The organism is Marinomonas aquiplantarum, from assembly GCF_003314975.1.
In the GTDB taxonomy this organism is placed as follows: domain Bacteria; phylum Pseudomonadota; class Gammaproteobacteria; order Pseudomonadales; family Marinomonadaceae; genus Marinomonas; species Marinomonas aquiplantarum.
Genome location: NZ_QNRF01000008.1, coordinates 90,670 through 116,599, shown reverse-complemented (window position 1 = coordinate 116,599; position 25,930 = coordinate 90,670). Strand labels below are relative to the sequence as shown.

Below are 25,930 nucleotides of genomic sequence, written 5' to 3'. Positions count from 1 at the left end.
TGCCATCAATTAAATTCGCTTTTCATCACACTAGTCTAACCCCATGATGACCACATTCCTTTTCTATTTTATTGGAGTATTAGCATGATATTGCACGATTTTTTGCCTTCTGGAAACGGTTATAAAATTCGCCTTACTTGCGCCAAATTAGGGTTAAACTACGAGCTAAAAGAATACGACATCACCCAAGGTGAAACGCATACGGAAGCGTTTTTGGCACTCAATCAAAACGGTAAAATCCCTTGTTTAGAGCTGGATGATGGTCACTGCTTAAGTGAAAGTAATGCCATCCTTCTGTATCTCGCAGAAACACGCCATAGTGAGCTTTTGCCATCAGATCCATTACAAAAAGCAGAAGTTTATAAATGGCTATTTTGGGAACAATACAGCCATGAACCTAATATTGCTTCGGTACGTTTCTGGTTAACTCATAACGCCATGACGGAGCTAAAAGAACAAATGCTACCAGAGCGCATTCAACAAGGTCAGGCTGCGCTCAAATTAATGGATGACCAGTTATCTAAACAAGACTTTTTAGTAGGTGATAACCTTACTCTCGCCGACATTTGCCTTTTCGCTTATTCTCATGTCGCTGAAGAAGGCGGTGCTTATCAATTATCAGATTACCCGCATGTGCAACGTTGGATAAAAGTAATTCAAGCACAAAGCTGGTACATCCCGATCACTTATAATCCATCGGTATCATAGGTGCCTATTCGGCCATCCATTTAGCGATTAAGCCCCTCAGGCTGACGACGTCTTTAACAAAAAACACCAAGCATCGTCGGCCTTTATCCCCTCATCTAGTCATCACCCAATGGGACAGATAAAAAAAATTACAATCTTTTTTTTTGCACATAATGAATAAAGTGCCACTGTTAAATGAGTGCTATTGTCTTTTCATACCTACTCTGAAAGCGTTAGACCGTTGTATAGCAGGGAAGTTATTCACTTCTATTAATTAATAGTTTCACATTCAAGGAACGCTTCATGTCACTATTTCAAACCATTCGGGGGCGCTATACCTTCGCATTTGGCGGCTTGGCCGTGACCTTTTTGGTCGTCGTTATTGCAGCGGAAAGCCTCGTTCACTACTTACAAAATAATATGGGAAAATATGCCTCTGGCTCATCCCTCATCCAAAATGCCGATCGCGATTTATATCAATCGCGACTCGCCTTGGCTTCATTGGTATTTGCCAAACACGGAGTGGATGTCGCAGAACAAGAGAGCATCGTGCTTGAAAATGCGCAACAAGCCTATGATCGTATGAAATCCTTCCAGACGATGACCAGTGAGCTAGATGAGATACAAGATTTATTAATAAATTTCGAAAACCAATATCAAGTATGGCATCAACAAACTGAGTTTATCATCACCCTCACTAAACAATACCAATATGATCGCGCTATCGTAAAACTCACTGGGGAAAACCAAGCCAGCTTCACTCAACTGAGAAATTTATACGATCAATCAGAGGAACGTATAAGTGAAATTGCGGCGTTAGAACTCAAGAGCATTCATGCTTATGCTGAAAATTTTAAGCTCTCCGTGGCTATTTTAGCCGTCTTGGTATTAATCCTCAGTATCTCTCTGGCTTGGTTTGCGCCTCGCAACATATCTAGAGCCATTAAAAGAGTCACTTATGGTGTACATGAAATCAGTGCCGGCGACGGGGATTTAACACGCCGTATCAACAGCACTAAAAAAGATGAAACGGGTGAGTTAAGTCGAGAATTAGACCTCTTTGTCGGTAAGCTTGGCGGCATTATTGGTGAAGTCAGAAATGGTTGTGAGCACATTCGTGATGAAATGGCAGGCCTGGGTTCTTCCGCGCAAGAATCCGCTCAACTCAGTGAGCGTCAACATCAATCGTTAGACTTTGTGGTCACCGCCGTTGAAGAAATGGGCGGCGCGACCAGAGAAGTAGCACAAAATGCCGCTCAGACGGTCGATGAGGTGCAAGAGTTGAACCGCTCTGCAGACCAAGGAGTGGAACAGCTGAAACATGCAATCAATCAACTGGACTCCTTAGCGGACCAAATTCAAGGCGCCGCATCAGTGATTGACCAGCTCTCGACTCGATCAGATCGTATTGCATCGGTACTCGACGTCATACTGGGCATTTCAGAGCAAACCAACCTTTTAGCTTTAAACGCGGCGATTGAGGCGGCCAGAGCCGGAGAGCAAGGTCGCGGCTTTGCCGTGGTAGCAGATGAAGTAAGAGAGTTGGCGAGCAAAACACAAGCCTCCACCGAAGACATACAAGGCATGATCAACGATTTACAAACAGGGGTTAGCAGTGCTGTTAATGTCATCAGTGAAAGCGTTGAAATGGCCAGTTCCAGTGCCAGTCTTTCTCACCAAACTATGGAGGCCATCAATACAGTCAAGCAATCAGCGGATCGTATTTACGACTTTACGACCCAGACTGCCAGCGCGACCGAACAGCAAAGCAAAGTCACAGACGAAATAAACGAAAATCTGTCAGCCCTATCTGATATGTCAAAAGAAGTCATGGAAGTATCACGACGTATTAGCCACTCGGTCAATGAAACCTTGGCCAATTCAAACGAGCTTTCCAGTCGCGTGAAGCGCTTTACTGTTTAAGCGATTCACGGGCGATAGCTGACTGGCGATGCTCTAGGTGCACGCCAGTCATTTGTCTATCAATCTCTTGCAACTTTACCTGAATCATTCCCACCTGAATTCACTTGTTCACCGAGCCTCACCTCTTTATAGTGGCGCCAACAAAATAAACGGCTTTTCTCTGTTTTCAATTGAATCGCACTGAGCCGCTTTCCATTAAGCTCTATTTTGTTATATTATAACATTTTTTACCGTGAGCCCATTATCTTAATGTCCACTAAGCCCCCCTCTCACCATTTGGCCTCAATGAGCTTATCCGTGATGGATTTGTTTCAGTCATGCCGTCCTGCGAGCATGCAGCTGAATAATGTCAGCTGGACTCAGCCTAAAGCGCAATCCGCTTTTTTGTCTGGACTGAATCTTGAGATAAAAGCAGGGGAATTGTTAACCATAGTAGGCCCCAACGGTTCAGGCAAAACCAGTTTGCTACGCTGTTTATACCGCATGAATCCACCCGACCAAGGTGAGGTGCTGTTGGACAATCAAAGTATCTGGTCATTGTCCGCCAAACAATGTGCTAAACGCATTGCCACGGTATTACAAGACGCAGGCCACGCTATTGGATTAAGCGTATTTGAAATGGTGGAGATTGGTCTCACCCCCAAGTCGTTAAGCTGGAAAAGCAGCAAAGAAGACCGTCAAATTGTTGATAAAGCCTTGGCGGCATTAGATGTACTCAGCCTCAAAGAGCGCCGTTTTGAAACCTTATCTGGTGGTGAAAAACAACGCGTTATGATTGCCCGCGCCTTAGCCCAACAACCGGATGTGCTAATCCTAGACGAGCCGACTAATCACTTAGACATTCGCCACCAACTGGAAGTATTGGAACTGCTCAACCAACTCCCTTGTACCGTCATCGTGTCACTGCACGATCTGTCACTAGCCGCAAGCTATGCCGATCGCATTCTCATCATGCAAGCTGGACAGATTATTGATTGCGCACCGCCTTTAGAAGCCTTAACAAAAGAACAAATTCGTAATGTGTTCAGCGTTGAAAGTGTGACCCACACTCAACCCAACACACCTCGTCCAAGCTATTCATTTCACCTAGAAACAGAAAAGGAACAAGCATGACCTCGTCCTATTTCGGCCATTATGTCGCCCTTAGCCTAGCCGTTATGGCCAGCACTGTGAGCATGACAGCGAACGCCCACGATTATCCTGTCACAGTACAGAGTTGTGATCGACAAGTTACTTTTGAGAAAGCCCCAACCGCTGCGGTTTCTAACGATGTGAACCTCACTGAAATGATGCTGGCACTTGGACTACAAGATCATATGGTGGGATTCACTGGTATCTCGGGATGGAAAACCCTCGCCCCTGATTTACGTGAAGGCATAGGTGAGCTACCGGAATTGTCGGCCAAATACCCAACCAAAGAAGTACTCTTAGGTGCGGATGCCGACTTTTATTTTGCCGGTTGGAATTATGGCATGCGAGTTGGCGGTGGCGTTACGCCCGACACCTTAGCGCCATTAGGAATCAGGGTATACGAACTGACCGAAAGCTGTGTCCACATTATGGATAAGGCGAAGGTATCCATGCAGGACATGTACCTAGATTTACTCAACCTAGGTCGTATCTTTAACGTCGAAGAGCGTGCCAAACAATTGGTAGCAGGCTATCAAACGTCATTGGCAAATTTCCAAGCGGAGTTACCAAAGCTGGATCAACCAGTTAAAGTGTTTGTCTACGACTCAGGTGAAGAGCAACCTTTTACTTCAGGTCGTTTTGGTATGCCGACGGCACTGATCGAAGCCGCTGGCGGTGTTAACGTATTGGATGATGTGGCGAAAAGCTGGACACAAGTTGGTTGGGAAGCGGTTATTGATCGTGCACCAGAGGCCATCATCATAGTGAATTATGGGCAAGTTACAGCACAGCAAAAAATTGACTTTATGCGCAGCAATCCTGCCTTCAAAGACATTCCAGCGGTGAAAAACAATCGTTTCGTGGTATTGGAATATGTGGAAGCCACACCGGGCCCACGAAACATCGCTGCCATAAAACGCCTTGCCAAGGCTTTCAGAGCAACACAATGAAGATCCAAAAGTGGCGTGTGATAAGTCGACTGAACAGCATGCCCATGTTGATTCTACTCTTGAGCCTAAGCCTGATCGTCTTTGTTGGCATCGCGATTAGTTTTGGCTCAGTGTCGATTCCGCAAAGTACCGTATGGCAAATCATAAGTCACAAGCTGGCTATTTTTGATGTTCAACCTTATTGGTCAAAGGGGAAAGAAAACATTGTTTGGGCAGTACGTTTACCCAGAAGTTTATTAGCGGCTATGGTCGGAGCGTCGCTTGCCATAGTAGGGGCTGCGCTGCAATCGGTAACCCGCAATCCCTTGGCTGACCCACACTTGTTAGGCGTATCTTCTGGCGCAGCCTTAGGAGCCATTGTGGCCTTGCTGCACACAGGCATGATTCTCGGTGTCATGACAGTGCCTCTGTTTGCCTTTATGGGCGCCTTGCTGGGTATCTTTATGGTGCTAAGTGTGGCGAATTTTTCCGCCTCTTACAGCGCAAGTAGATTGATTTTATCCGGCGTCGCGGTGGCCTTTGTGCTCACCGCAATGGGTAACTTATTCATCTTTTTAGGTGACCACAGAGCGGCACACACGGCGATTTTTTGGATGTTAGGTGGTTTGGGATTAGCGCAATGGCAGCAACTTTGGTTCCCATTAATCGCGCTTATTCTTGGCAGTAGCTATCTGATTTATCAAGCACGTTACCTCAATGCCATGATGCTAGGCGACGAAAGCGCCGCCAGTTTAGGCATACCAGTCACCCGCTTTCGCCTTACTGTCATTATAGTCTGCGCCTTACTAACTGGCGCAGCCGTGGCCTTTGCGGGCGTCATCGGCTTTGTTGGCTTAATGGTGCCGCACATAGTTCGACTCTTAGTGGGTGGTGATTATCGAAAACTACTGCCTTTGAGCGCATTACTCGGTGCTATTTTCCTCGTGCTGGCCGACACAGCTGCGCGTTCTATCATTCCACCAGAAGACATTCCCATTGGGGCGTTAACTGGTCTGGTTGGCGGCATCGCTTTTATCATCTTGATGCGGCACAAGCGACATACCGACTTTTCGTAAAAGTCCTTGCAGCAACACTGAAAAAGCCTAAAATACTGTATAAATAAACAGTATTTTAGGCTTTATTATGTCGTCCTCAGATCCATTCAACTCACCTCTAAAAGGTCGCGGCACCAGTAATCTTCTGGCCGGACGCTTTAGCAAACAGCAGGTTACTCAGGACATTAACGAAGACACTCTGATCGCCCGCGAGTCATGGCATCCGCAAACTCAAGTACATCATGTGCAAGCCAAGAGCATCATCAGTCGCAATCAATCCCCTGATGTGCCGTTTAATCTCTCCATCAACCCTTACCAAGGTTGTGAACATGGCTGCATTTATTGCTTTGCGCGCCCTACTCACGCTTATCTGGATTTGTCCCCAGGGTTAGACTTTGAAACCAAATTAGTGGCCAAAACCAATGCCGCTGAGTTGTTCGCAAAAGAGCTGGCTCACCCTAACTATCAGTGTGAGCCGATTGCCTTGGGCATCAATACCGATGCTTATCAGCCCATTGAGAAAGACCTCAACATCACTCGTGAACTATTAGAAGTCGCCTTAGCACACAAGCAGCCTATTTCCTTGATTACCAAGAGCGCACTGATTCTTCGAGATCTAGACATACTGACCGAGATGGCTAAATACCAACTGGTCCATGTTGCCATCAGTGTGACGACCCTAGATAAGGATTTGAAACGAATTTTAGAGCCCAGAACCGCGTCTGGCAGTAAGCGACTAGACATCATTAGGGCACTATCTGACGCTTGCATTCCCGTCACCGTACTGGCCGCGCCTGTGATCCCTTTTATTAACGACCATGAGCTGGAAAGCATTGTGGCCGCAAGCGCAGAGGCTGGCGCACAATCCATTCATTACATCATGCTGCGTTTGCCTCACGAAGTGGCGCCCCTGTTTGAAGAATGGTTACACCAGCATTTTCCACAACGGGCCGATCATGTGTTACAACGCATTATGGACATTCGCGGTGGCAAGCTTTACGACAGTCGTTTTGGTAAACGAATGACTGGAGAAGGCTTGTTTGCTGACATCATTAATCAGCGCTTTCGCATGGCTCGTAAAAAGCATGGCTTGAGCGATCAGCGCCATGGTTATTTAGATTGTTCAGGGTTCAGTTTACCGCCCAAAACGGGCGATCAATTTGGATTATTTTAAGCCAATTTTGCTAAACTTATTCTGCATTGGCTTGAATACGTAATGCCACTCCGGCTGCCGAGGTACGATTCTCTACCCCAAGTTTGGGAAAAATTTGCTCTAGATGCTTATTTACTGTGCGCGGGCTCATGGCCAGAATCTCGCCGATTTCGCGATTGGTTTTGCCGTTGGCGATCCAATGCAATACTTGCGATTCACGCTCGGTTAACGACAAACGGTTACGCAACAATTCCGCCCCCGATAAACGCTCCCCATCTTCCAGTTTCACTAGAGCTTCACCCTGTTCTGTCATACCTAGAAACTTCAACGTCAAAGGATAGTCGAGATGGGATAAAGGCAATCGGTTACCCTCTTGCGGTGAGTGAGCCAGCCAATCTTTTACCAGATGACTCAGTTGGTCAACTTGCCAATCTGGCGTGAGTCGAGCCTTAGCCATCAAAGCGTGAGTTTGTGGTGTGGCCCATGCAATGCCGCCTGAGCGATCAAAGGTCATCAAATTTTGCCCCATGCTGTCTAGCGCAAACTGAGCATTGTTATTTAAACGCGCATTCGATAAATGCACCTTCATACGCGCCAGCAGTTCATTTGGCTGAATGGGTTTAGTGAGATAGTCTACGCCGCCTGCTTCCAAGCCTCGCACTATGTCATCCGTATGATTCAAGCCTGTCATAAAGATCACCGGGATATTAGCCAACGCCGGATCTTGTTTCAGAGCTTTACAGGCGGTAAAACCGTCCATCACAGGCATGATGGCGTCCATCAAAATGATGTCGGGGCGAATACGCTTAGCAATCGTTAAAGCTTGCTTTCCTTCTAAGGCAACCAGTACATCCATATGAGCTTGTTCGAGCGTATCGTGTATCAAACTTAATGCATCAGGCGAGTCATCTACGACCAGCACTATGTCATTATTGTGATTCTCACTCTTCATCAGCTGTTTATCTCATATACTTCGCTGTTGTAAATAGTGCGCAATACCATCGAACTGAAAGCCCTGAAATAGCACTTCCAATTGCGCCAAATGGTGGGCATCTAATCTGTCCTCTGCGGTAATCTGGTCAAGGCATTCGCGCACGCCTTTTTTGTAACCCATTTGCGCAAAAGCGATCAATTCCCGAATGCTTTCATGATCTCGAATGGGCACTTCGCTGGCGACATCAAGTGTCTGTTGCTGGCTCAGTGTATCAGCTAATGGCATTAATTGATCGGCATCCTGATAGATCCACTGCACTGCTAACCAGTCTTGAATGGCTTCTAACAAATCCGTATTTTTCACTGGTTTTACCAAGTATTGATTGAATACTCTTTGCTCATCAGGCTGGCGCTGACTTTCCTGTACATCCGCAGACAGCATAATGATAGGCACCGAATAGCCTTGTTGACGCAACACTTTAGCCAGACTTAAACCGTCCATTCCCGGCATGGACACATCCAAAATAAACAGGTCTGGAGAACTGCTTAATACGTCATTCAGGCAGCTTTCAGCATCCGGTGCTTCCTGCACATGAAAGCCGAGTGGCGACAAAATATCCGATAATAAGCCACGCACGACGGGGTCATCATCTACCAGCATAATACTGCGCTGATAACCCTGATAACCTACAATACGACGATTAACGGTCAAGCTCACATCCCCTTCGCTGACCCAAGGTAACATGAGGGACACTTTAAATTCGCTGCCTTCTCCTAAGGTCGACTTGGCTTGCAAATCCCCGCCCATAATCTCCGACAAGAGCTTCACTATGGTCAGTCCCAAGCCCGTCCCCGGCAAGTTGGCAGTAGACAAATCACGTACCCGCTCAAACGGGTCAAAAATTCGCTGTAAGTGCTCTTGTTTGATACCTAATCCGCTATCACGAATCACAAACTCCGCCACCTGATTACGATAATTCACTTCAAATTGTACTTTGCCTTGCGGCGTGTATTTGACTGCATTAGAAAGTAGATTGATCAATATTTGTCGTAAACGTTTCTCGTCGGTCACCACATGATTGGGCAAAGGGGCCAATATTTTCGCCTGGAATTGAATGCCTTTGGCGCGCGCTTGCATAGCAAACACACTATTAAGCTCATCGATCAGCTTCGGCAAGTTCACCGTATTACGATACAAATCAAAACGGCCTGCTTCTATCTTCGAAATATCCAGTAAACCTTCAATTAAATCAGCGAGATACAAGCCACTTCGCTGAATAATGTCCAAGCCATTTTGATGCCCTGAAGGGGTATCTTGTTTTTCTGACAGCAGTTGGGCATAACCAATAATGGACTGCAGCGGCGTGCGTAATTCGTGACTGATACCACTCAAATAACGACTTTTAGCCTCGTTTGCTTGCTCAGCTTGTTCCTTCGCCCCTTGTAACGCTCGGTCCGTTTCTTGGTGAGCCTCGATTTCTCGTGTCAGTTTACGCGTCTGACGATTGGATTCTTTCTGCGCCACCACACGGCTTTCATGGGCCAATAAAAACAGCCAAGACAACACACCAGATACTATCAGCAAAGTAAAAAACAACGCCCACATGGTTTCTTGCAGTAATAGAGCCTCACTGTCATTGCTGGGTGACATTTGACGATAAATCAACATCATTAAGGCGCCATTGATGATGTTGATCATGATCAGCAAGGAGGCAAAGCGTCCTAAACGACTGCTGATGGCTTTCGCAATACGCCTTGGCAAAAACAATTTGAGAAAATAATCACTCTGCTGAGAAATATTGGCCTTGGGTTTACAGCTGTCCAAACATCTGGAGTCCAACGAGCAACATAATGAGCAAATCGGCAGCTGATAAGCCGAGCAATAACTCATGTCCTCCACTTCAAAAGTGTTCTCACAAATACCACATACTAAACTATGACGAGGTTTTGCCGCTTCCACCAAGGGCACCAATTCCGGACTCTGTCGCGCAATGTAATACTTGCCCTTAGTCAGCCACGCAATCAGTGGCACGCACACAAAACAAGTCGCAATGGAAATGAAATGACACAAGCTCTTCGCCACCTCACCAAACAAACCGAGATAGCACAATAAACCTAAACTGGTCGCCACCAGCATAGAGCCCGTTCCCACCGGATTGATGTCATACAAATGGGCGCGCTTAAACTCCACGTCACGAGGGCTCAAGCCAAGCGGTTTATTAATCAACAAATCCGCAGACAAACTCGACAACCAACTCACCGCGCTGATGGCAAACACACTCAAAATGGCTCCAAGCGCTTGATAAATACCCAACTCCATCAACAACAGAGCAATGGTCACATTAAACACCAGCCACACTACTCGACCTGGGTGAGAATGAGTCAACCGCGAAAAGAAATTCGACCAAGCAATGGAACCCGCATAAGCGTTGGTCAAATTAATCTTCATCTGACAAATAAACACAAACACAGCAGCGAGAATCAGAGCCGTAGTCGGTGAAGTGGTCAGAAACAAAAAGATGCGCTGATACAAATACGTCGGGTCGGTTGCTTGAATCGCACTGGCCCCGTCTGTGATGGCCAAATAAGCGAGAAATGACCCGAGCAACATTTTAATGGCACCAATAAACACCCAACCTGGGCCCGCCAAGATTAGCCAAAACCACCAGCGGCGGCGATTGCTGGCATTCTTTTTCGGAAAAAAGCGCAGATAATCCACTTGTTCGCCTATTTGCGCCATCAAGGCAAACAATACCGATGCGGCACCACCAAACAATATCCAATCAAACTGCGTCGTTTGTGGTAAATGCTGTGGCACAAACTCCGTCCAACCGGAAAAGTTCCGATACTCCTGACTCACTACCACACCAATGGCAGCGATCTGTAACACTAACCATATCCATTGCGTGCCGTTTTGAAAGCGGCTGATGGCGCGAATACCGTGGGTCACAATCGGGATCACAAACAAAGCAGATAAGGCATACCCCAAGGCCAGCGGAATCCCTAACAAGACTTCAAAAGCCGACGCTAAAATAGCCGCCTCAATCGCAAAGAAAATAAAGGTAAAAGTGGCATAAATAAGCGAGGTGATGGTGGAACCAAGGTAGCCAAAACCGGCTCCGCGCGTGAGCAAATCTATGTCTAAACCATGTTTTGCCGAATAATAGGCAATCGGAAAACCGGTAACAAAGAACACCGCTAGCACCACCAAAATGGCCGCTACCGCATTGGTAAAGCCATAGCCTAAGGTGATCACTGCGGCCAGTCCTTCTAACGCCAAAAAGGCGGCGGCTCCTAATGCGGTATGCCCCACCCTTTCGATGCTCATGGTATGACCTTGCTTCGCAGTATATCGCAACGCATAGTCTTCCAGTGTTTGGTCAGCGACCCACTTGTTGTAGTGTCGTCGTACCTTATAGATTTTCTGTGTGGCGGCCATATTAGCTGCGTTAGAAAATGGCCAGTGCCATACCGGCACCCGCAATCATACCGCCGAGCACTTGATTCATAGTTTGCACACCTTGCTGCTGGAACCAGCGCCCCATAAGAATGCCAATGCCTTGAATACTCGCCGTGGCCAAAATAAACCCTAGGCTATAAGACCAAGCTGAAGCGGTGGCTGGCATTTCCAAACCATGCGCCGCTCCATGGAAAGTTGCAAAGCCAGCCGCCAACAAGAGACTCGACCATAAAGGTACATGTTTCGCCGCAATCAATAGCGCACCGAACACCATTACCGACAAGACAATGCCTTGCTCAATGAAAGGCACAATCAAGCCTGTGAAAGCCAATATACCGCCGCCCAACATCATTGCCATGAAGGATAAAGGCACTGCCCACAGTGCACGACCGCCCAAATTTGCCGCCCAAACGCCGACAGCAAACATCGCCAATAAGTGATCTAAACCCGTGAAGGGATGAGCAAAACCTGCCAACCCAGCCATACTTTCACCGTGACCAGGATGCGCTAAGCTAAGAGAGGAAAACACGGCCAACAACAAAGCCACACAAGATTTCGAGATTCGATATTTCATAATACTTCTCCGATTACACAACCGCTTTGGCAGGTGGCAAGCTTTTCGCTTCCAACATGCCTTCTGAGACGATAAATTGAATGATGTCATCCAAACCTTGTGCCGCTTTCAAATTTGAAAAGACAAACGGACGAGCACCGCGCTGCGCCTTGGCGCCTTTATCCATTACTTCTAAAGAAGCCCCCACTAACGGCGCTAAATCTATCTTATTGATGATCAAAAGATCCGACTTAGTAATGCCCGGGCCACCTTTACGAGGAATTTTGTCGCCCGCCGATACATCAATCACATAAATGGTTAAATCAGATAATTCTGGGCTAAAAGTGGCGCTCAAATTGTCCCCGCCCGATTCCACAAACACCACGTCTAGCTCACCGTGACGCTCGACTAATTCATCAATGGCAGCCAGGTTCATCGAGGCATCTTCACGAATCGCCGTATGCGGACAACCGCCGGTTTCCACCCCGATAATGCGGTCCGCTTCTAGGGCTTCATGGCGTGTCAAAAACTTAGCGTCTTCTTGCGTATAAATATCATTAGTTACCACGGCGATCTGGTAATGCTCACGCATGGCAGAACACAAAGAACGCAGTAAAGCGGTTTTTCCTGACCCAACAGGACCACCTACGCCCACCCGCAGAGTTTGTTTTGGTTTTGTCATAAAATACGTCCTCTTTTGTGTGCTTATCTGTGCGCTTTTTTATGTAAATGGCGCCTTTGTTTAACGTTTAAAAAATCACCAGTTACGATCGAAACAGCCGTGTATACTGGGTTTCGTGCAAACTACTGGCGATGGCCAGAGCCGGTAAACCAGCCCCTATATCATCTTCCTCTAGATTTTTTGCTATCTGAATGGCCTCCGAGATCACGGGTTGTAACTCACCCAATAATTGTTGCGCTTGCGTTTGCCCCAGTGGCACCAACTTGGTGGCCGCGGCAATCTGGTTTTCCAACCAAGACCATGTAAAACCGAGTGCTGCAGTGTCAAATTCGATTTGAAAATGGCAAGCCGCCACCGCAAACAAGATGACAAAGCTAACCTCTTCGACGCGCTGAAATGGCGTCGCAATCTCCAAACTTCTCATCAGACGCGCCAAGGCTTCTCCCATGGCAGTATCGTTTAATCTCAGCTCTTTGGTCTCGCGGCAAGCCAATACCAAATCGTTCAAGGCCACCAGTTTGACTTCATCTTGCTCATACCAAGCGGCCATGGCCAAACGTAAAATCGGCAAATCCACTCGAGCAAAAGATTGCAACAACTGCACTTGCGTCCAATCCGCTACATCGGCTTGCTTGCTCAACCAGCCTTTCTCAATGGCGTATTCCAAACCTTGAGAAAAAGCATACCCACCCACAGGCAGACTGACACTACTGAACTGCAGTAAACGCAGCAAAGCATGATCAGTGGTGGTGATGACCATGACTATAGGCTCCCGATTCTGGACTAAACACGGCTTCTTCATGGCTCACCACTAAACCCAATAAATGCAGCATGTCTTCCAATACATGATCTGGCTTGATGCGTAACCAACGGTCGCCCACTTCCACTTTAGTGTGGCGGTTGCCTAGGTGATAACAGGCTTTGGAAAATGCTGTCCAATTGTCACAACTGGCATGGGCAACGGCTTCTAACGCGCCTTCGACTTTGATGATCTTGCCACATTCAGAACGCAGAAATTCCCCTACTAATAAAGGTTTACCCCGCTCTAAAAAGACTCGAATAGTGTCACCATTGGCACCCGTTAATTTCAAACGACCACGCTCACGCTGCTCAGCATCTAAGGTAACTGTGGTAAACACAGGGTCGTGGCAATGTGTGCCTAAACGTGTATAAATATCCAAATTCATCTCCTATTAAACCCCACCCTAGCCCTCCCCTTTAAAAGGGGAGGGAACCATCTTGCTCCTCCCCCTTAACAAGGGAGGGAAACTATCCTGCCCCTCCCCCTTAACAAGGGAGGAAAACCATCTTGCTCCTCCCCTAAACAAAGAGAGGGAAACTATCCTGCTCCTCCCCTAAACAAAGAGAGGGAAACTATCTTGCTCTTTCCCTCAACAAAGGGAGGGAAACTATCCTGCTCCTCCCCCTTAACAAGGGTGGGAAACTATCTTGCTCCTCCCCCTTGATAAGGGGGAGGCTGGGAGGGGGTAGCAAAACTTACTGTTACCCAAACACTTCACACTTTCCACCCTTTAAAGAGAGGGGGTCAAAACAAGTTATAAAGCTGCGCCAACGGCAGTTCTTTAGCCGGTTCACAAGTCAATAATTCGCCATCCGCCCTGACTTCATAAGTCTGCGGATCCACGGTAATCTCTGGCATCCAATCGTTATGAACCATGTCAGATTTACCTATATTACGAGTGTTTTTACAGGCCACTAAAGTGCGCTCTAATCCCAAACCTTGCTTAATGCCATTGTCTAATGACGCCTGCGATACAAAGGTGACCGAGGTTGCTGCACTGGCCTTACCAAAGGAGCCAAACATAGGACGATAATGCACAGGCTGCGGCGTGGGTATCGATGCATTGGGGTCGCCCATGGGGGCATTGGCAATCATGCCGCCCTTAATAATCAAAGAAGGCTTAACCGCAAAAAAGGCCGGTTTCCACAATACCAAGTCCGCCAATTTCCCCGCTTCAATGGAACCCACTTCATGACTGACGCCATGCGCAATCGCTGGGTTGATGGTGTATTTGGCGATGTAACGTTTGGCACGGAAGTTGTCTGCACCCAGCTCGGCATCTTCTGGTAACAAGCCGAATTGTTGCTTCATTTTGTGCGCGGTCTGCCAAGTACGGGTGACCACTTCGCCAACGCGCCCCATGGCTTGTGAATCGGATGAGATCATGGAGAAAGCTCCACGATCATGGAAAATGTCTTCCGCTGCGATCGTTTCCTTGCGAATACGAGAGTCAGCAAAAGCCACATCTTCAGGGATATTACTGTCCAAATGGTGACACACCATCAGCATGTCCAGATGCTCATCGACTGTATTATGGGTGTAAGGACGAGTTGGATTGGTCGAAGATGGCAACACATTGGCGTGCCCTGCAGCACGTATGATGTCCGGCGCATGACCACCACCCGCACCCTCAGTATGGTAGGTGTGAATCACTCTGTCTTTGAAGGCATTTAAGGTGCTGTCGACAAAGCCAGATTCATTTAAGGTATCAGTATGAATCGCTACTTGGACATCGTATTCTTCTGCCACCGACAAACAGCAATCGATAGACGCCGGTGTGGTGCCCCAATCTTCATGCAATTTCAAGCCACAAGCGCCAGCCTCCAATTGTTCCTCAAGGGCATCAGGTAAGCTGGCATTGCCTTTTCCTAAGAAGCCCAAATTCATTGGCATACTGTCGGTGGCTTGTAGCATTTTACCCAGATACCAAGGCCCTGATGTACAGGTGGTGGCATTGGTGCCCGTCGCAGGTCCCGTGCCACCACCTATCATGGTCGTCACGCCCGATGTCAGCGCCTCTTCAATTTGTTGTGGGCAAATAAAATGAATGTGCGCGTCTATCCCGCCCGCGGTCAGAATAGAACCTTCACCCGCAATCACTTCCGTACCAGGGCCAATGACAATGTCCACATTATCTTGTACATCTGGGTTACCGGCTTTTCCCACTTTAAAAATACGGCCGTTTTTCACCCCAACATCACCTTTGACGATACCCCAATGATCCAACACCAAGGCGTTGGTAATCACCAAATCGACGGCGACCTCATTGGTCAACTGACTTTGCCCCATGCCATCACGAATGACTTTACCGCCGCCAAATTTCACTTCATCCCCATAGGTAGTGAAATCCTGCTCCACTTGAATCCACAAGTCAGTATCCCCTAAACGCACTCTGTCGCCAGTGGTCGGGCCAAACATTTGCGCGTAACTTTGTCTGTCCATGTTTGCCATCAGTCTGTCTCCTCTGTCGCCAGTTTGCCCATCACCTCACCACGAAAACCATAAATGCTTTTGCTACCAGCGTATTCCACCAGCTCCACTTCTCGCCCCTGACCGGGTTCAAAGCGCACTGCCGTTCCCGAAGCAATGTTAAGGCGATACCCTTTGGTGGCGGTTCGATCAAACACTAACGCTGGATTCACTTCATAAAAGTGATAATGAGAACCTATCTGCACAGGGCGATCACCGGTATTTTCTACTCGAACCCTCAAGGTTTTGCGTCCTTGATTCAGTACAATATCGCCTTCGCTGACCTGTATTTCTCCTGGAATCATCTTGCTTCTCCCCTGTTAGTTGATCGGGTTATGGACAGTGACCAGCTTAGTTCCGTCAGGAAAGGTTGCCTCCACCTGAACTTCATGAATCAACTCCACGACGCCATCCATAACCTGCTCGGCACTCAGTAAGGTTTTGCCGTAAGCCATTAATTCCGCAACACTTTTACCATCCCTCGCGCCTTCAATAATTTCCATCGTGAGATAAGCCATGGCCTCAGGATAATTGAGCTTTAGGCCGCGATTTAAGCGACGTTCGGCTAATAAAGCCGCGGTAAACACCAGTAGTTTGTCTTTTTCTCTTGGTAGTAATTCCATAGTCAAAGCCTCTTCATCATTAGGTCGCCCAAATACGTGGCGCACAGGCATTGCGTTGTATCAATTCAGGTCGCAGTTGTTGCCAACACTGAGTGAATAGCTTTTTCATTTGTTCACTGTCACCATGCACAGCGCGCACCAAAATAAATTCTTTCACCAAAGACACCCCCGCCAAACCGGCGAACCCCGCACAAGAATCGCGTAAAGCCGCTAAAGCATCGTCTGATAAATGCGTAAAAGGCCCAGCCACCAACAAACCATTCACCGCTTGTCCTTGTAAGCCCACTGTTGAATTCATGACCGCTGCCGACTCTTTATCGATGCGTAATCGTTCGCGCAGTCTGATACGGCCATCCACATTGATCTGGAAGCTCTGGCTAGCTTGTCCTTGAGCAAAGTCCAATTGATTCGCTGGCAAACCAAAGCAGGTGATTTCCCAACCGATAAAACGCGCACCAGAAGCAAGGTGAACCTGATTCACCAACGCCGTATTGGCATCGGGATAAAGTATGGTTTCTTGTGGCAACCACTCCATGATGGCGTGATTGGGCACATGCAAATGGGTGGTTTGACGCTGTAACAATTTGTCAGGACGAGCACGGTAAACTCGCCCTGCTCCAGGAGTAGTGATCAAGACATGAGTATGTGGCTGTTGACGGGATTCAATGACCAGCTCATCTCCCGATACCAAGCCGCCTGGCGGGTGCAGCAAATACACATGGGCCGTGTCTTGGCCTTCAGGGTAAAAAGGCTTTTGTACATATAAAGGTCCTTTGTGATCACAGGTTTTTAACACTGTACCGCGGGCGCCATGAGCAAAGCCTAAGCGTAAATAGGCTTGCCACTGACTGGCTGTTTGCTCTGTACTGCTATTATTCAGAGCTAAGGTCATACGGCTAAATACTGCTTAATGAGATCGTCATTAAGGTTTTCCATCTTATCTGCGGCGACAATGCGACCCTTTTCCATAAGACGAAATTCTTTGCCCACGCGACGGGCAAAACCCAGCTTTTGCTCAATTAGAATCACGGTTAGACCTTCTTCCTCGTTTAACTTGAGAATCACATCCCCAATCTGCTTGACGATATTGGGTTGGATACCTTCATTTGGTTCGTCCAAAATTAGGACTTTTGGCTCCAATACCAAAGCTCGCCCAATAGCCAGTTGTTGTTGCTGACCACCGGACAAATCGCCGCCACGACGATGTAACATTTCTTTCAATACAGGAAAAAGTTCAAACACTTTCTCCGGAATGGCTTTTTTCTTCTGTACCGGCAAGCCAATGCGCAGGTTTTCTTCCACCGTTAACATGGGGAAAATGTCGCGACCTTGCGGCACATAGCCAATGCCAGCGTAGGCACGTCGTTCGGCACTTTGTTTATGCAAGGCTTGCTGGTTCAATAAGATTTCACCACTTTTAATGGGCAACAAGCCCATAATGGCTTTCATCAGAGTGGTTTTGCCGACACCGTTGCGCCCCATAATGCAAGTGATCGAGCCCGGCACTATGTCCAAATCCAGATCCCATAAAATTTGTGTTCCACCATACAACTGGCTAACTTTTTTCATGCTGATCATAGGGTTAGGCCTCCACCGCTTCTTCGCCTAAATAGACTTCAATGACATCTTTATTATTCTGAATCTGATCCATAGTGCCTTCCGCTAACACAGAACCTTGGTGCAATACCGTCACAGTGCGTGCAATACTGCGCACAAATTCCATATCATGCTCCACCACAATAACAGTGCGCTCTCCAGCTAAAGACGTCAGCAACTCTGCAGTACGCTCGGTTTCCTGTGCCGTCATGCCAGCAACGGGCTCATCAATCAATAGCAGTCTTGGATCAGATACAAGAAGCATGCCTATTTCCAGCCATTGTTTCTGACCATGGGACAAAGCACCGGCTTTCATAAAACGCTGATCATTCAAGCCAATGATTTTCAGCACCTCATCGATTCGATCAATTTCGCTTGGTGACAATCGCGAAAACAGGGTTTGAATTACCCGTTTATCGGTTTTCAATGACAACTCTAAGTTGTCGAACACGCTTTGCTCTTCAAATACCGTAGGTTTCTGGAACTTACGGCCAATCCCTAATTGGGCTATGTCCGCTTCGTCTTTACTAAGCAGATTATGGGTTTGACCAAAAAACACCGAGCCAGAATCCGGCTTGGACTTGCCTGTAATGACATCCATCAAGGTGGTTTTGCCCGCGCCATTGGCACCAATGAGGCAACGCAATTCGCCATCTTTGACATACAAATTCAGGTCATTTAGCGCTTTGAAACCATCAAAACTCAGGTTCAAACCTTCTACATAGAGAATCATCTGATTTGAAACATCCACTTTAGCCGCATGCTCTGGCGCCAAAAACGGCCAAACTAGATCGCGACGAAAGGTATCTCTTAGGCTTTGCAAAGATTGATCAATGGCATTCATGATGACGCCTCCTGTGTCGATAGGGTTTGGCGCTTAGATTTAAGTTGTCCGTATAAACCGATTAAGCCTTTTGGTAAGAACAGAGTCACCAAGACAAACAAGGCACCCAAGGCAAATAACCAACCATCCGGCATGATGGCGGTAAAACGCGTTTTAGCGTAATTAACCAATAGAGCACCAATAATGGCACCGATCAGAGTGCCGCGGCCGCCAACAGCAACCCAAATGACGATTTCAATGGAATTAATCGGAGAAAACTCACCTGGATTGATAATGCCCACTTGAGGGACATACAAGGCACCCGCCACCCCAGCGATCACCGCCGAGTAGACAAACAACCACACCTTATAGCGTTCCGTACGATAACCAATAAAACGGGTACGGGCTTCCGCATCTCGAACAGCCAAAGTCACCTTACCCAAACGCGAAGACAAAATGCGCTGACTGACTAACAAGACTAAGGCTAACAACAGTGCCGTTATAATAAACAGTGAGACTCTTGTGGCATCAGACTGCAAATCAAAGCCTAGAATTTCCTTAAAATCGGTGAGACCGTTATTGCCACCAAACCCCATTTCATTACGGAAGAAAGCCAACAACAAAGCGTAGGTTAAAGCTTGTGTCATGATGGACAGATACACCCCAGTCACACGGGAACGAAAGGCTAGCCAACCAAACACAAACGCCAATAACCCCGGTACCAATACCGCCATTATCATGGCGAACCAAAACTGATCCATCCCCAACCAAAACCAAGGTAACTCTTGCCAATCAAGGAACACCATAAAGTCCGGTAAAGTGGGGTGACCATAAACACCGCGGTCACCAATTTGACGCATCAGGTACATGCCCATGGCATAACCGCCCAAAGCAAAAAACGCCCCATGCCCTAAGCTTAAAATACCGCAATATCCCCAAATGATGTCCACCGCCAAAGCCAACATGGCGTAACATAAATACTTACCCAGTAAGGTAATACTGTAGGTACTCACATGCAGAGCCGAGCTTTCTGGTAAAAGTAAATTAGCAGCCGATGCCAACAAGGTGATCCCTAACAACAGAATCACAAAGGGCAAGGTGTATTTGCCAGACGTGCGTCCTGCGCTAAACCAATGCAATAACTTACTCATTCTGCAGCCCTGCCTTTTTGTGGGAAGAGTCCTTTAGGACGTTTTTGAATAAAGAGAATGATGAATACCAACACAAAAATGGCGGCCAACACGGCACCTGTGGTTGGCTCTAAGAACTTATTGGCAATGCCTAAGGTGAAGGCAGCGACTAAGGCACCCAATAAATTCCCCACGCCGCCAAACACCACCACCATAAAGGAATCAATGATGTAAGCTTGGCCCAAATTTGGCCCCACATTGGTAAGCTGAGATAAGGCCACACCCGCGATGCCAGCAATGCCTGACCCTAAACCAAAAGTCATGGCATCCACCCATTCGGTTTTCACGCCCATGGCTTTGGCCATACTGCGGTTTTGCGATACCGCTCGCACGTTTAACCCCAAAGAGCTTTTCTTTAGAATCAGCACCAGCGCGATAAACACCAATAAGGCAAAGGCCAAGATATACAAACGGTTTAACGTCAAAGATAAGACGGGATTGATTTCCCATGAACCACTCATCCAGCTTGGCGTGGACACTTGACGATTCAAAGGAGAGAAAATGGTACGTACCAGCTGCTGTAAAATCAGACTGATACCAAAGGTAGCCAACAAGGTTTCCAATGGTCGGCCGTGCAAACGACAAATCACTAAGCGTTCAATCAATACGCCCATCAAGCCTGACACTAAGAAGGCCGCTGGAATCGCCACCCAAATGGAGTAATCAATGTAGTTGGGCATAATGAGCTGCACCACATAGGTGGTATAGGCCCCCAACATAATCATTTCACCATGCGCCATATTGATGACTCCCATCACCCCAAAGGTGATGGCCAACCCAATTGACGCCAATAACAACACCGAACCTAAGCTCAAACCAAAAAACAACTGATCAACAAAGGCATAGCGCTCAACGCTCTGATTGATTCTGTCCAGTGCTTTATTAGATGCGGCAGCAATCACGGCATTACCATCTTGACTCAGTTGCACTAAGCCATTGCGCACATCGTTTTCTAAACTGGCAGATAAATAATCAATGGCCGCCAAGCGAGCACTTTGGCTTTGCTTAGGGTCTTTTGCTGTGTACAAAGACAAAGCGGTTTGCATCATCTCTTGTACACTGGAATGCGTTTCTTGAGGGTAAAGTGCCTCTAGCGTGGTAAAGGTATCGCGATCCAAATCCGCTAATAATTCACGCACCGCACTTTCACGCAACTCTGGCTGTTTTGACGTTAATTGCAGTCGCGCAATGGTGCCTCGTAACAGGCCGCGTAATTTATTGTTTACTTTGATTTTACGTACTTGTTTACTGCCTAACTCGGCATCAACTTCTTGACTAAAGACCCCCATATAAACCGTTTCACCAGCCACTTTGGTTTTAACAACCAAATGACTATCTGCTCTGGTGTAATACAGATCCCCCCCTAACCAAGCCCTAAACACAGGCAACAAGGACTCATCACCTTGCGCTTCCAGTTGCTCTAAAACAGCGGGCATTTTAGACAACTTGGTTTGAGTGAGCTCAGACAATAAGTTTTTGGTTTCCACAGCCATCAGCCAAGTTGGCAACGCCATAAAAATCCCTATTAGGCAGAGACGCAAAATACGTTTCACGAAATTTCTCCGGAATCAGTCGAACATAAGCGGTAAAAAAGGTTTCCAGCCTAAGCTGGAAACCAAGTTTCAACTCTGGGGGTGGTCAAATTAGTAATTCTGTCCAGAACACATTTTGGTCTCAGTGTTGTAGTTACCGCATTTCAGTGGGTCGGTCCAATCGGCAATCAGATCTTTCGAACCTGGCAAGAAGTCAGACCAAGCATCGCCCGGAACCACACCATCGGTTTCCCAAACAGTTTCAAACTGGCCGTCGTCTTGGATCTCGCCAATTAACACAGGTTTACTCAAGTGATGGTTCTTATTCATCACTGCAGTACCACCCGTTAAGTTAGGCGTTTCCTGACCTATCATGGCTTGCTCAACCGCGTCGACGTCGGTTGTACCGGCTTCGGTCACCGCATTGGCCCACATGTTAAAACCGATAAAAGTGGCTTCCATTGGGTCATTGGTGACACGATCCGGGTTACCTGTGAAGGCTTGCCATTGAGTGATAAATTCTTCGTTTTCGTCTGTTTCAACACTTTGGAAGTAGTTCCAAGCGGCCAAATGACCCACTAGAGGCGCGGTATCTAGACCAGACAATTCTTCCTCACCTACGGAGAAGGCCACCACTGGAATGTCCTCAGAAGAGATACCTTGGTTACCCAATTCTTTGTAGAAAGGCACGTTAGCGTCACCATTAATGGTCGATACCACAGCGGTTTTCTTGCCTGCGCTACCAAACTTCTTAATGTCGGAAACGATAGACTGCCAATCAGAGTGACCAAATGGCGTGTAATTGATCATGATGTCTTCTTCCGCGACACCCATGTCTTTCAGATAAGCTTCGAGAATCTTGTTGGTAGTACGCGGATAAACATAGTCTGTGCCCGCTAATACCCAACGCTCTACTTCCAGCTCGTCTTTCAAATAGTTCACTGCAGGAATAGCTTGTTGATTTGGCGCAGCGCCTGTGTAGAAAACATTTTTAGACGATTCTTCGCCTTCGTATTGCACTGGGTAGAACATCAAACCGTTGAGTTCTTCAATAACTGGCAAGACTGACTTACGAGATACGGACGTCCAGCAACCGAAAATGACATCCACTTCTTCTTCCGTTAATAATTCACGGGCTTTTTCCGCAAACAACGGCCAGTTTGAAGCAGGGTCAACCACCACAGCTTCCAGTTTTTTGCCCAGCAGCCCCCCTTTTTTATTCTGCTCTTCGACCATCATCAGAACCGTGTCTTTTAAGGTCGTTTCTGAAATGGCCATGGTGCCAGATAGGGAATGCAATACTCCGACTTTAATGGTGTCGGCGGCCAGAGAAGGGAAAGCAATAAGCGTCGCACTGGTCAGCGCAATCGCAGAAGCAAGCGTCTTAATTTTCATGATTGAGTCGTCCTATTGTGATTTTTGATGCGTTCAAACTGATCACTTAGGCGCTTTATCGTATGGTTATGACCTAGTGAGCAGCCTGTTCAGTATTCAAAAAAATCACAATAGAAGGTATGCGCTAATTACCCTATGAGGGTACGTTAAATGACGTAGGCGCTTCCAAACATGAGCTGAACTTACATAATTGTTTTCGATGAATACAGCTTAAGGTAAGAAAAGAGGATGAAGAGTCACAAAATAGGCAAAGCATTAAGCTCGAATCAAGCCAGCCAAAAATTGCAGCCAATCTTGGAGTTCATCATCAAGTGATTGTTGCTGTTTTTCAGTCAATGAGCGGTTTAACTCGGCCAGCATTTGTGCATATAACATTTTATTGTGTGCAGAAGCCGCCTTGTGCTGTGGCGTTTTATATTGCTCTGGGTTGGTCATGATAATGCTCAGTTGCTGAGAAAAATCGAGGGTTTTTCGGTCAGCAAAGCGTTCTTTAACCATAGTTTGCAGTCGCGCTTGGTACGCCATTCTCAACTCAAAGGTTGACATGAATTGCGGTACATAACGCTGTACGATTTGAATTTGCTCTGGTGTCAGTTTTCCAATGCTGTCTTCTATCTGTTCAGTCAAATCCTGTTGTCGATCCGCTAAACGCTCTTCTTTGCTTTCTGCCATCACTCTGGATTGTCTTTCTTCTCGCTTTTTCTGCCATGCCGATAAAAGGCCGTCTACCTGTGAAGGCGACAATTGCGGCGCCAGTTCGGCCAGCTCAGGGGAAATCTTATCGCGTAAACGCTGAACATTCTGCTGCACTTCGTCAAACACATTCAGCCATTGTTTCTGGTCAAGGGGGCCTTTCTGGAGTTGCGATCTTAGGATATTAAGTTGGGTTTGATAGATTTTCAGTTCTACAGAACGATGCCAAGCATGCCATTGATCGATACGCTCATCCAAAAGGGACTTTTGCTCTGAGGTCAATTCGACATAGTCATCCACATACCAATACAACAGCCAATCAAGGTTGTTGTACATAAAGGATGATGAGCAGGCACTCAGCAATATACTAAACACGAGTACTAGCGAGATTTTTGTCTTTTTCATTGGGACTCCGCCCTTTTAGACCAGTTGATATAAATCCATTTTATATTGGGGCGGTTCAGCCTTTTTAGTCAAGCTTTCTTTTAGTTAGTATGTCGATTGATAGCTTGTATCAATATAAAACTGGTTTATCACGAAGCCATATCATCGCTATCCACTTCACTTTGATTCGGCAGATGGGTTTTGTTTTGCAGCGTACATTGATTGATCCGCTTCCTTCAAAAGGGTATCGATTGATTTTCTCTCTGCGGAATCTGTCACAGCGAATCCCGCCGTGTATAACAAATCGTATTCATGAGATGACGTTTGATTATAGTGCTCAACAGCACATTTAAAACGTGCAAGAACTTGCTTGGCAGTCTCTAGGTTTATGCCAGGCATAAAGACCACAAACTCATCACCTCCTAATCGTGATAGAACATCAGAAGAACGAAAGTTTTCTCGCATCAAGGCTGCAAATTGTTGTAAGGCTCGATCTCCCTCATCATGGCCAAATCGATCATTAATCGGTTTAAACAGATTGAGATCCATATAGACCAAAGAAAACGTCTCTTTCACTAAGTAAGGGATGGTGAGTTGATGTTGAGTTTGTCGAATAAAGCCACGACGATTGAATAATTGAGTGAGTTCATCTACAGAGGCAATGTGGGTCGCTAAGAGTTCGTACTCTGCCATTTTAGCCAGATCAACCAAGGCTTCCAGGTCCTGCTCAGACAAGTAATGTGGCCGCTGATCAATGATGCAAAGTGTGCCCATTTTTGTACCGTCACCATAAGCCAATGGTACGCCTGCATAAAATCGAACATTAGGCGGCCCCGTCACCAAGGGGTTATCAGCAAAGCGTTGATCTAAAGAAGCATCAGGAACAATGAAAGGTTCCGATCCCAAGATCGCATGACCACAAAAAGAAATGTCCCGAGGCGTTTCTCTCACTTCCAGACCAAGGCAGGACTTGAACCATTGACGGCTCTCATCGACTAGGCTGACTAATGCGATTGGCACATCAAACATACGCTGTGCCAATCGCGTCACACGATCAAAACGTTCTTCAGCATCGGTGTCCAAAATACCCAAACTTCTCAAGTTGCTAAGTCTAAGCTCTTCGTCGATAGGAATGTCTGGAGTTTGCATCTTGCCCCTTATGGGTTTCCACTTAAATGACGTTCTCCTTAATACTGCTTTAAACCTAGCACCTGACACCTCAGATTCAATGCTGGCTAACAAAGTTTTACACTTCATTTACCGATAGGCTCAAGTGCTTAAACTCTAAGCCAAGTGAAGAGTTTTTTGATCGATTGACTTCGCCAACGTATGTCAGACGGTTGGCATCAGTAAAGGCAAGATCGAGTTACACCTTCTCAATCACAATAGACAAGTAACCCACTTCAAAACCGAACTTGGTCATCACGGATTCGTTGATCACCACACCGTCTTTGACCATGTACATGCGATCATCAACTGTGACCTCGATAATGTCCCCATCGTAAGGCACTTGCAGTACGTATTTCATGAATAAGGCGTTGCCTGCTATTTTAACCTCGCCTGAACCGACGACATCATTGGCGGTGGCTATGTATTGGCCATCTGCGTTTGGTGTTAGAGTCCAAGTACGATTTTGTATTTCGCCATCATTAAACACAAACACTTCCGCTAAAGTCCCCACACCGTTCTCCCAGCTGCCATCTAAGGTGGCGTTGAAATAACGAATGACTTCGCCACTGCGATTTTTCAAAATGCCGTGAGCGCGCAATTCGCCAGAGAAGAAGGATTGCAGATCAAATTTCGGCGTATTGTTGGCGTAGGTAGAAACATCCGTGGTGGAGCAAGCCGACAATGTAAATACGCTCAATAACACTAAGAGCCATTTTTTATATGAGACAAACATCATTCAAATCCTCT

General features: G+C 46.9%; 24 protein-coding genes. 6 read left to right on the top strand and 18 right to left on the bottom strand.

The window, feature by feature from the left end:
- The first annotated feature begins 84 nt into the window (after positions 1-84).
- The 6 genes from DFP76_RS14480 (at position 85) to DFP76_RS14455 (ending at position 6,899) form a co-directional block, all read left to right on the top strand.
- Positions 85-708, top strand: coding sequence for a glutathione S-transferase family protein (locus DFP76_RS14480; protein ID WP_113875330.1), 624 nt, complete (start codon positions 85-87; stop codon positions 706-708).
- 282 nt (positions 709-990) lie between these two features.
- Positions 991-2,610 (top strand): methyl-accepting chemotaxis protein, encoded by a 1,620-nt coding sequence (locus DFP76_RS14475; protein ID WP_113875329.1) that lies wholly within the window; start codon positions 991-993, stop codon positions 2,608-2,610.
- Positions 2,611-2,910: 300 nt separating this feature from the next.
- The gene (locus DFP76_RS14470; protein WP_245931950.1) at positions 2,911-3,723 is read left to right on the top strand and encodes an ABC transporter ATP-binding protein; all 813 of its coding nucleotides are present in this window, start codon (positions 2,911-2,913) and stop codon (positions 3,721-3,723) included.
- A complete protein-coding gene (locus DFP76_RS14465) occupies positions 3,720-4,691 on the top strand; it encodes an ABC transporter substrate-binding protein (RefSeq protein ID WP_181799859.1) in 972 nt (323 codons plus the stop codon). Before DFP76_RS14470 ends, DFP76_RS14465 begins: the two co-directional genes overlap by 4 nt.
- A complete protein-coding gene (locus DFP76_RS14460; RefSeq protein ID WP_113875327.1) occupies positions 4,688-5,746 on the top strand; it encodes a FecCD family ABC transporter permease in 1,059 nt (352 codons plus the stop codon). The genes DFP76_RS14465 and DFP76_RS14460 overlap by 4 nt, the downstream gene beginning before the upstream one ends.
- 67 nt (positions 5,747-5,813) lie before the next feature.
- Positions 5,814-6,899: a PA0069 family radical SAM protein gene (locus DFP76_RS14455; RefSeq protein WP_113875326.1), complete on the top strand. Its 1,086-nt coding sequence runs from the start codon at positions 5,814-5,816 to the stop codon at positions 6,897-6,899.
- 16 nt (positions 6,900-6,915) lie between these two features.
- Here DFP76_RS14455 and DFP76_RS14450 read toward each other — a convergent pair whose 3' ends face one another.
- From DFP76_RS14450 to DFP76_RS14365, 18 genes are all read right to left on the bottom strand, one after another.
- Complete coding sequence (locus DFP76_RS14450; RefSeq protein WP_113875325.1) at positions 6,916-7,830, bottom strand: response regulator transcription factor; 915 nt, start codon at positions 7,828-7,830, stop codon at positions 6,916-6,918.
- A 12-nt stretch (positions 7,831-7,842) separates the two neighbouring features.
- Positions 7,843-11,250: a hybrid sensor histidine kinase/response regulator gene (locus tag DFP76_RS14445; RefSeq protein WP_113875324.1), complete on the bottom strand. Its 3,408-nt coding sequence runs from the start codon at positions 11,248-11,250 to the stop codon at positions 7,843-7,845.
- A gap of 10 nt (positions 11,251-11,260) precedes the next feature.
- Positions 11,261-11,845, bottom strand: a complete 585-nt coding sequence (locus DFP76_RS14440; protein WP_113875323.1) for a HupE/UreJ family protein — start codon at positions 11,843-11,845, stop codon at positions 11,261-11,263.
- A 13-nt stretch (positions 11,846-11,858) separates the two neighbouring features.
- Positions 11,859-12,506, bottom strand: a complete 648-nt coding sequence (gene ureG, locus DFP76_RS14435) for an urease accessory protein UreG (protein WP_113875322.1) — start codon at positions 12,504-12,506, stop codon at positions 11,859-11,861.
- Positions 12,507-12,588: 82 nt separating this feature from the next.
- Positions 12,589-13,266, bottom strand: a complete 678-nt coding sequence (locus tag DFP76_RS14430) for an urease accessory protein UreF (protein WP_113875321.1) — start codon at positions 13,264-13,266, stop codon at positions 12,589-12,591.
- On the bottom strand, positions 13,247-13,693 hold the full coding sequence (gene ureE, locus DFP76_RS14425) for an urease accessory protein UreE (protein ID WP_113875320.1): 447 nt from the start codon (positions 13,691-13,693) through the stop codon (positions 13,247-13,249). The genes DFP76_RS14430 and ureE overlap by 20 nt, the downstream gene beginning before the upstream one ends.
- Before the next feature lie 359 nt (positions 13,694-14,052).
- A complete protein-coding gene (gene ureC / locus DFP76_RS14420; RefSeq protein WP_113875319.1) occupies positions 14,053-15,759 on the bottom strand; it encodes an urease subunit alpha in 1,707 nt (568 codons plus the stop codon).
- A complete protein-coding gene (locus DFP76_RS14415) occupies positions 15,759-16,082 on the bottom strand; it encodes an urease subunit beta (RefSeq protein WP_113875318.1) in 324 nt (107 codons plus the stop codon). Before DFP76_RS14415 ends, ureC begins: the two co-directional genes overlap by 1 nt.
- A gap of 15 nt (positions 16,083-16,097) precedes the next feature.
- Complete coding sequence (locus DFP76_RS14410; RefSeq protein WP_113875317.1) at positions 16,098-16,400, bottom strand: urease subunit gamma; 303 nt, start codon at positions 16,398-16,400, stop codon at positions 16,098-16,100.
- 19 nt (positions 16,401-16,419) lie between these two features.
- Positions 16,420-17,292 carry an urease accessory protein UreD gene (locus DFP76_RS14405; protein ID WP_113875316.1) on the bottom strand — a complete coding sequence of 291 codons (873 nt, stop codon included), beginning with the start codon at positions 17,290-17,292 and terminating at the stop codon, positions 16,420-16,422.
- On the bottom strand, positions 17,289-17,978 hold the full coding sequence (gene urtE, locus DFP76_RS14400) for an urea ABC transporter ATP-binding subunit UrtE (RefSeq protein WP_113875315.1): 690 nt from the start codon (positions 17,976-17,978) through the stop codon (positions 17,289-17,291). The genes DFP76_RS14405 and urtE overlap by 4 nt, the downstream gene beginning before the upstream one ends.
- Positions 17,979-17,982: 4 nt before the next feature.
- Entirely contained in the window at positions 17,983-18,840 is an 858-nt protein-coding gene (urtD, locus tag DFP76_RS14395) for an urea ABC transporter ATP-binding protein UrtD (protein ID WP_113875314.1), read from the bottom strand.
- The gene (gene urtC / locus DFP76_RS14390; RefSeq protein WP_113875313.1) at positions 18,837-19,970 is read right to left on the bottom strand and encodes an urea ABC transporter permease subunit UrtC; all 1,134 of its coding nucleotides are present in this window, start codon (positions 19,968-19,970) and stop codon (positions 18,837-18,839) included. The genes urtD and urtC overlap by 4 nt, the downstream gene beginning before the upstream one ends.
- Positions 19,967-21,523, bottom strand: a complete 1,557-nt coding sequence (gene urtB / locus DFP76_RS14385; protein ID WP_113875312.1) for an urea ABC transporter permease subunit UrtB — start codon at positions 21,521-21,523, stop codon at positions 19,967-19,969. The genes urtC and urtB overlap by 4 nt, the downstream gene beginning before the upstream one ends.
- A 129-nt stretch (positions 21,524-21,652) precedes the next feature.
- Positions 21,653-22,936, bottom strand: a complete 1,284-nt coding sequence (urtA, locus tag DFP76_RS14380; protein ID WP_113875311.1) for an urea ABC transporter substrate-binding protein — start codon at positions 22,934-22,936, stop codon at positions 21,653-21,655.
- A 255-nt stretch (positions 22,937-23,191) separates the two neighbouring features.
- Positions 23,192-24,034, bottom strand: a complete 843-nt coding sequence (locus DFP76_RS14375; RefSeq protein ID WP_147084220.1) for a DUF6279 family lipoprotein — start codon at positions 24,032-24,034, stop codon at positions 23,192-23,194.
- A 156-nt stretch (positions 24,035-24,190) separates the two neighbouring features.
- On the bottom strand, positions 24,191-25,162 hold the full coding sequence (locus DFP76_RS14370; protein WP_113875309.1) for a sensor domain-containing diguanylate cyclase: 972 nt from the start codon (positions 25,160-25,162) through the stop codon (positions 24,191-24,193).
- A gap of 217 nt (positions 25,163-25,379) precedes the next feature.
- Complete coding sequence (locus DFP76_RS14365) at positions 25,380-25,919, bottom strand: DUF3833 domain-containing protein (RefSeq protein WP_113875308.1); 540 nt, start codon at positions 25,917-25,919, stop codon at positions 25,380-25,382.
- Positions 25,920-25,930: the final 11 nt, after the last annotated feature.

Coding starts and splice junctions, on each gene's coding strand:
- DFP76_RS14480 (WP_113875330.1), top strand. CDS start 85: ATGATATTGCACGATTTTTTGCCTTCTGGAAACGGTTATAAAATTCGC.
- DFP76_RS14475 (WP_113875329.1), top strand. CDS start 991: ATGTCACTATTTCAAACCATTCGGGGGCGCTATACCTTCGCATTTGGC.
- DFP76_RS14470 (WP_245931950.1), top strand. CDS start 2,911: ATGGATTTGTTTCAGTCATGCCGTCCTGCGAGCATGCAGCTGAATAAT.
- DFP76_RS14465 (WP_181799859.1), top strand. CDS start 3,720: ATGACCTCGTCCTATTTCGGCCATTATGTCGCCCTTAGCCTAGCCGTT.
- DFP76_RS14460 (WP_113875327.1), top strand. CDS start 4,688: ATGAAGATCCAAAAGTGGCGTGTGATAAGTCGACTGAACAGCATGCCC.
- DFP76_RS14455 (WP_113875326.1), top strand. CDS start 5,814: ATGTCGTCCTCAGATCCATTCAACTCACCTCTAAAAGGTCGCGGCACC.
- DFP76_RS14450 (WP_113875325.1), bottom strand. CDS start 7,830: ATGAAGAGTGAGAATCACAATAATGACATAGTGCTGGTCGTAGATGAC.
- DFP76_RS14445 (WP_113875324.1), bottom strand. CDS start 11,250: ATGGCCGCCACACAGAAAATCTATAAGGTACGACGACACTACAACAAG.
- DFP76_RS14440 (WP_113875323.1), bottom strand. CDS start 11,845: ATGAAATATCGAATCTCGAAATCTTGTGTGGCTTTGTTGTTGGCCGTG.
- ureG (WP_113875322.1), bottom strand. CDS start 12,506: ATGACAAAACCAAAACAAACTCTGCGGGTGGGCGTAGGTGGTCCTGTT.
- DFP76_RS14430 (WP_113875321.1), bottom strand. CDS start 13,266: ATGGTCATCACCACCACTGATCATGCTTTGCTGCGTTTACTGCAGTTC.
- ureE (WP_113875320.1), bottom strand. CDS start 13,693: ATGAATTTGGATATTTATACACGTTTAGGCACACATTGCCACGACCCT.
- ureC (WP_113875319.1), bottom strand. CDS start 15,759: ATGGCAAACATGGACAGACAAAGTTACGCGCAAATGTTTGGCCCGACC.
- DFP76_RS14415 (WP_113875318.1), bottom strand. CDS start 16,082: ATGATTCCAGGAGAAATACAGGTCAGCGAAGGCGATATTGTACTGAAT.
- DFP76_RS14410 (WP_113875317.1), bottom strand. CDS start 16,400: ATGGAATTACTACCAAGAGAAAAAGACAAACTACTGGTGTTTACCGCG.
- DFP76_RS14405 (WP_113875316.1), bottom strand. CDS start 17,292: ATGACCTTAGCTCTGAATAATAGCAGTACAGAGCAAACAGCCAGTCAG.
- urtE (WP_113875315.1), bottom strand. CDS start 17,978: ATGATCAGCATGAAAAAAGTTAGCCAGTTGTATGGTGGAACACAAATT.
- urtD (WP_113875314.1), bottom strand. CDS start 18,840: ATGAATGCCATTGATCAATCTTTGCAAAGCCTAAGAGATACCTTTCGT.
- urtC (WP_113875313.1), bottom strand. CDS start 19,970: ATGAGTAAGTTATTGCATTGGTTTAGCGCAGGACGCACGTCTGGCAAA.
- urtB (WP_113875312.1), bottom strand. CDS start 21,523: ATGGCGTTGCCAACTTGGCTGATGGCTGTGGAAACCAAAAACTTATTG.
- urtA (WP_113875311.1), bottom strand. CDS start 22,936: ATGAAAATTAAGACGCTTGCTTCTGCGATTGCGCTGACCAGTGCGACG.
- DFP76_RS14375 (WP_147084220.1), bottom strand. CDS start 24,034: ATGAAAAAGACAAAAATCTCGCTAGTACTCGTGTTTAGTATATTGCTG.
- DFP76_RS14370 (WP_113875309.1), bottom strand. CDS start 25,162: ATGCAAACTCCAGACATTCCTATCGACGAAGAGCTTAGACTTAGCAAC.
- DFP76_RS14365 (WP_113875308.1), bottom strand. CDS start 25,919: ATGATGTTTGTCTCATATAAAAAATGGCTCTTAGTGTTATTGAGCGTA.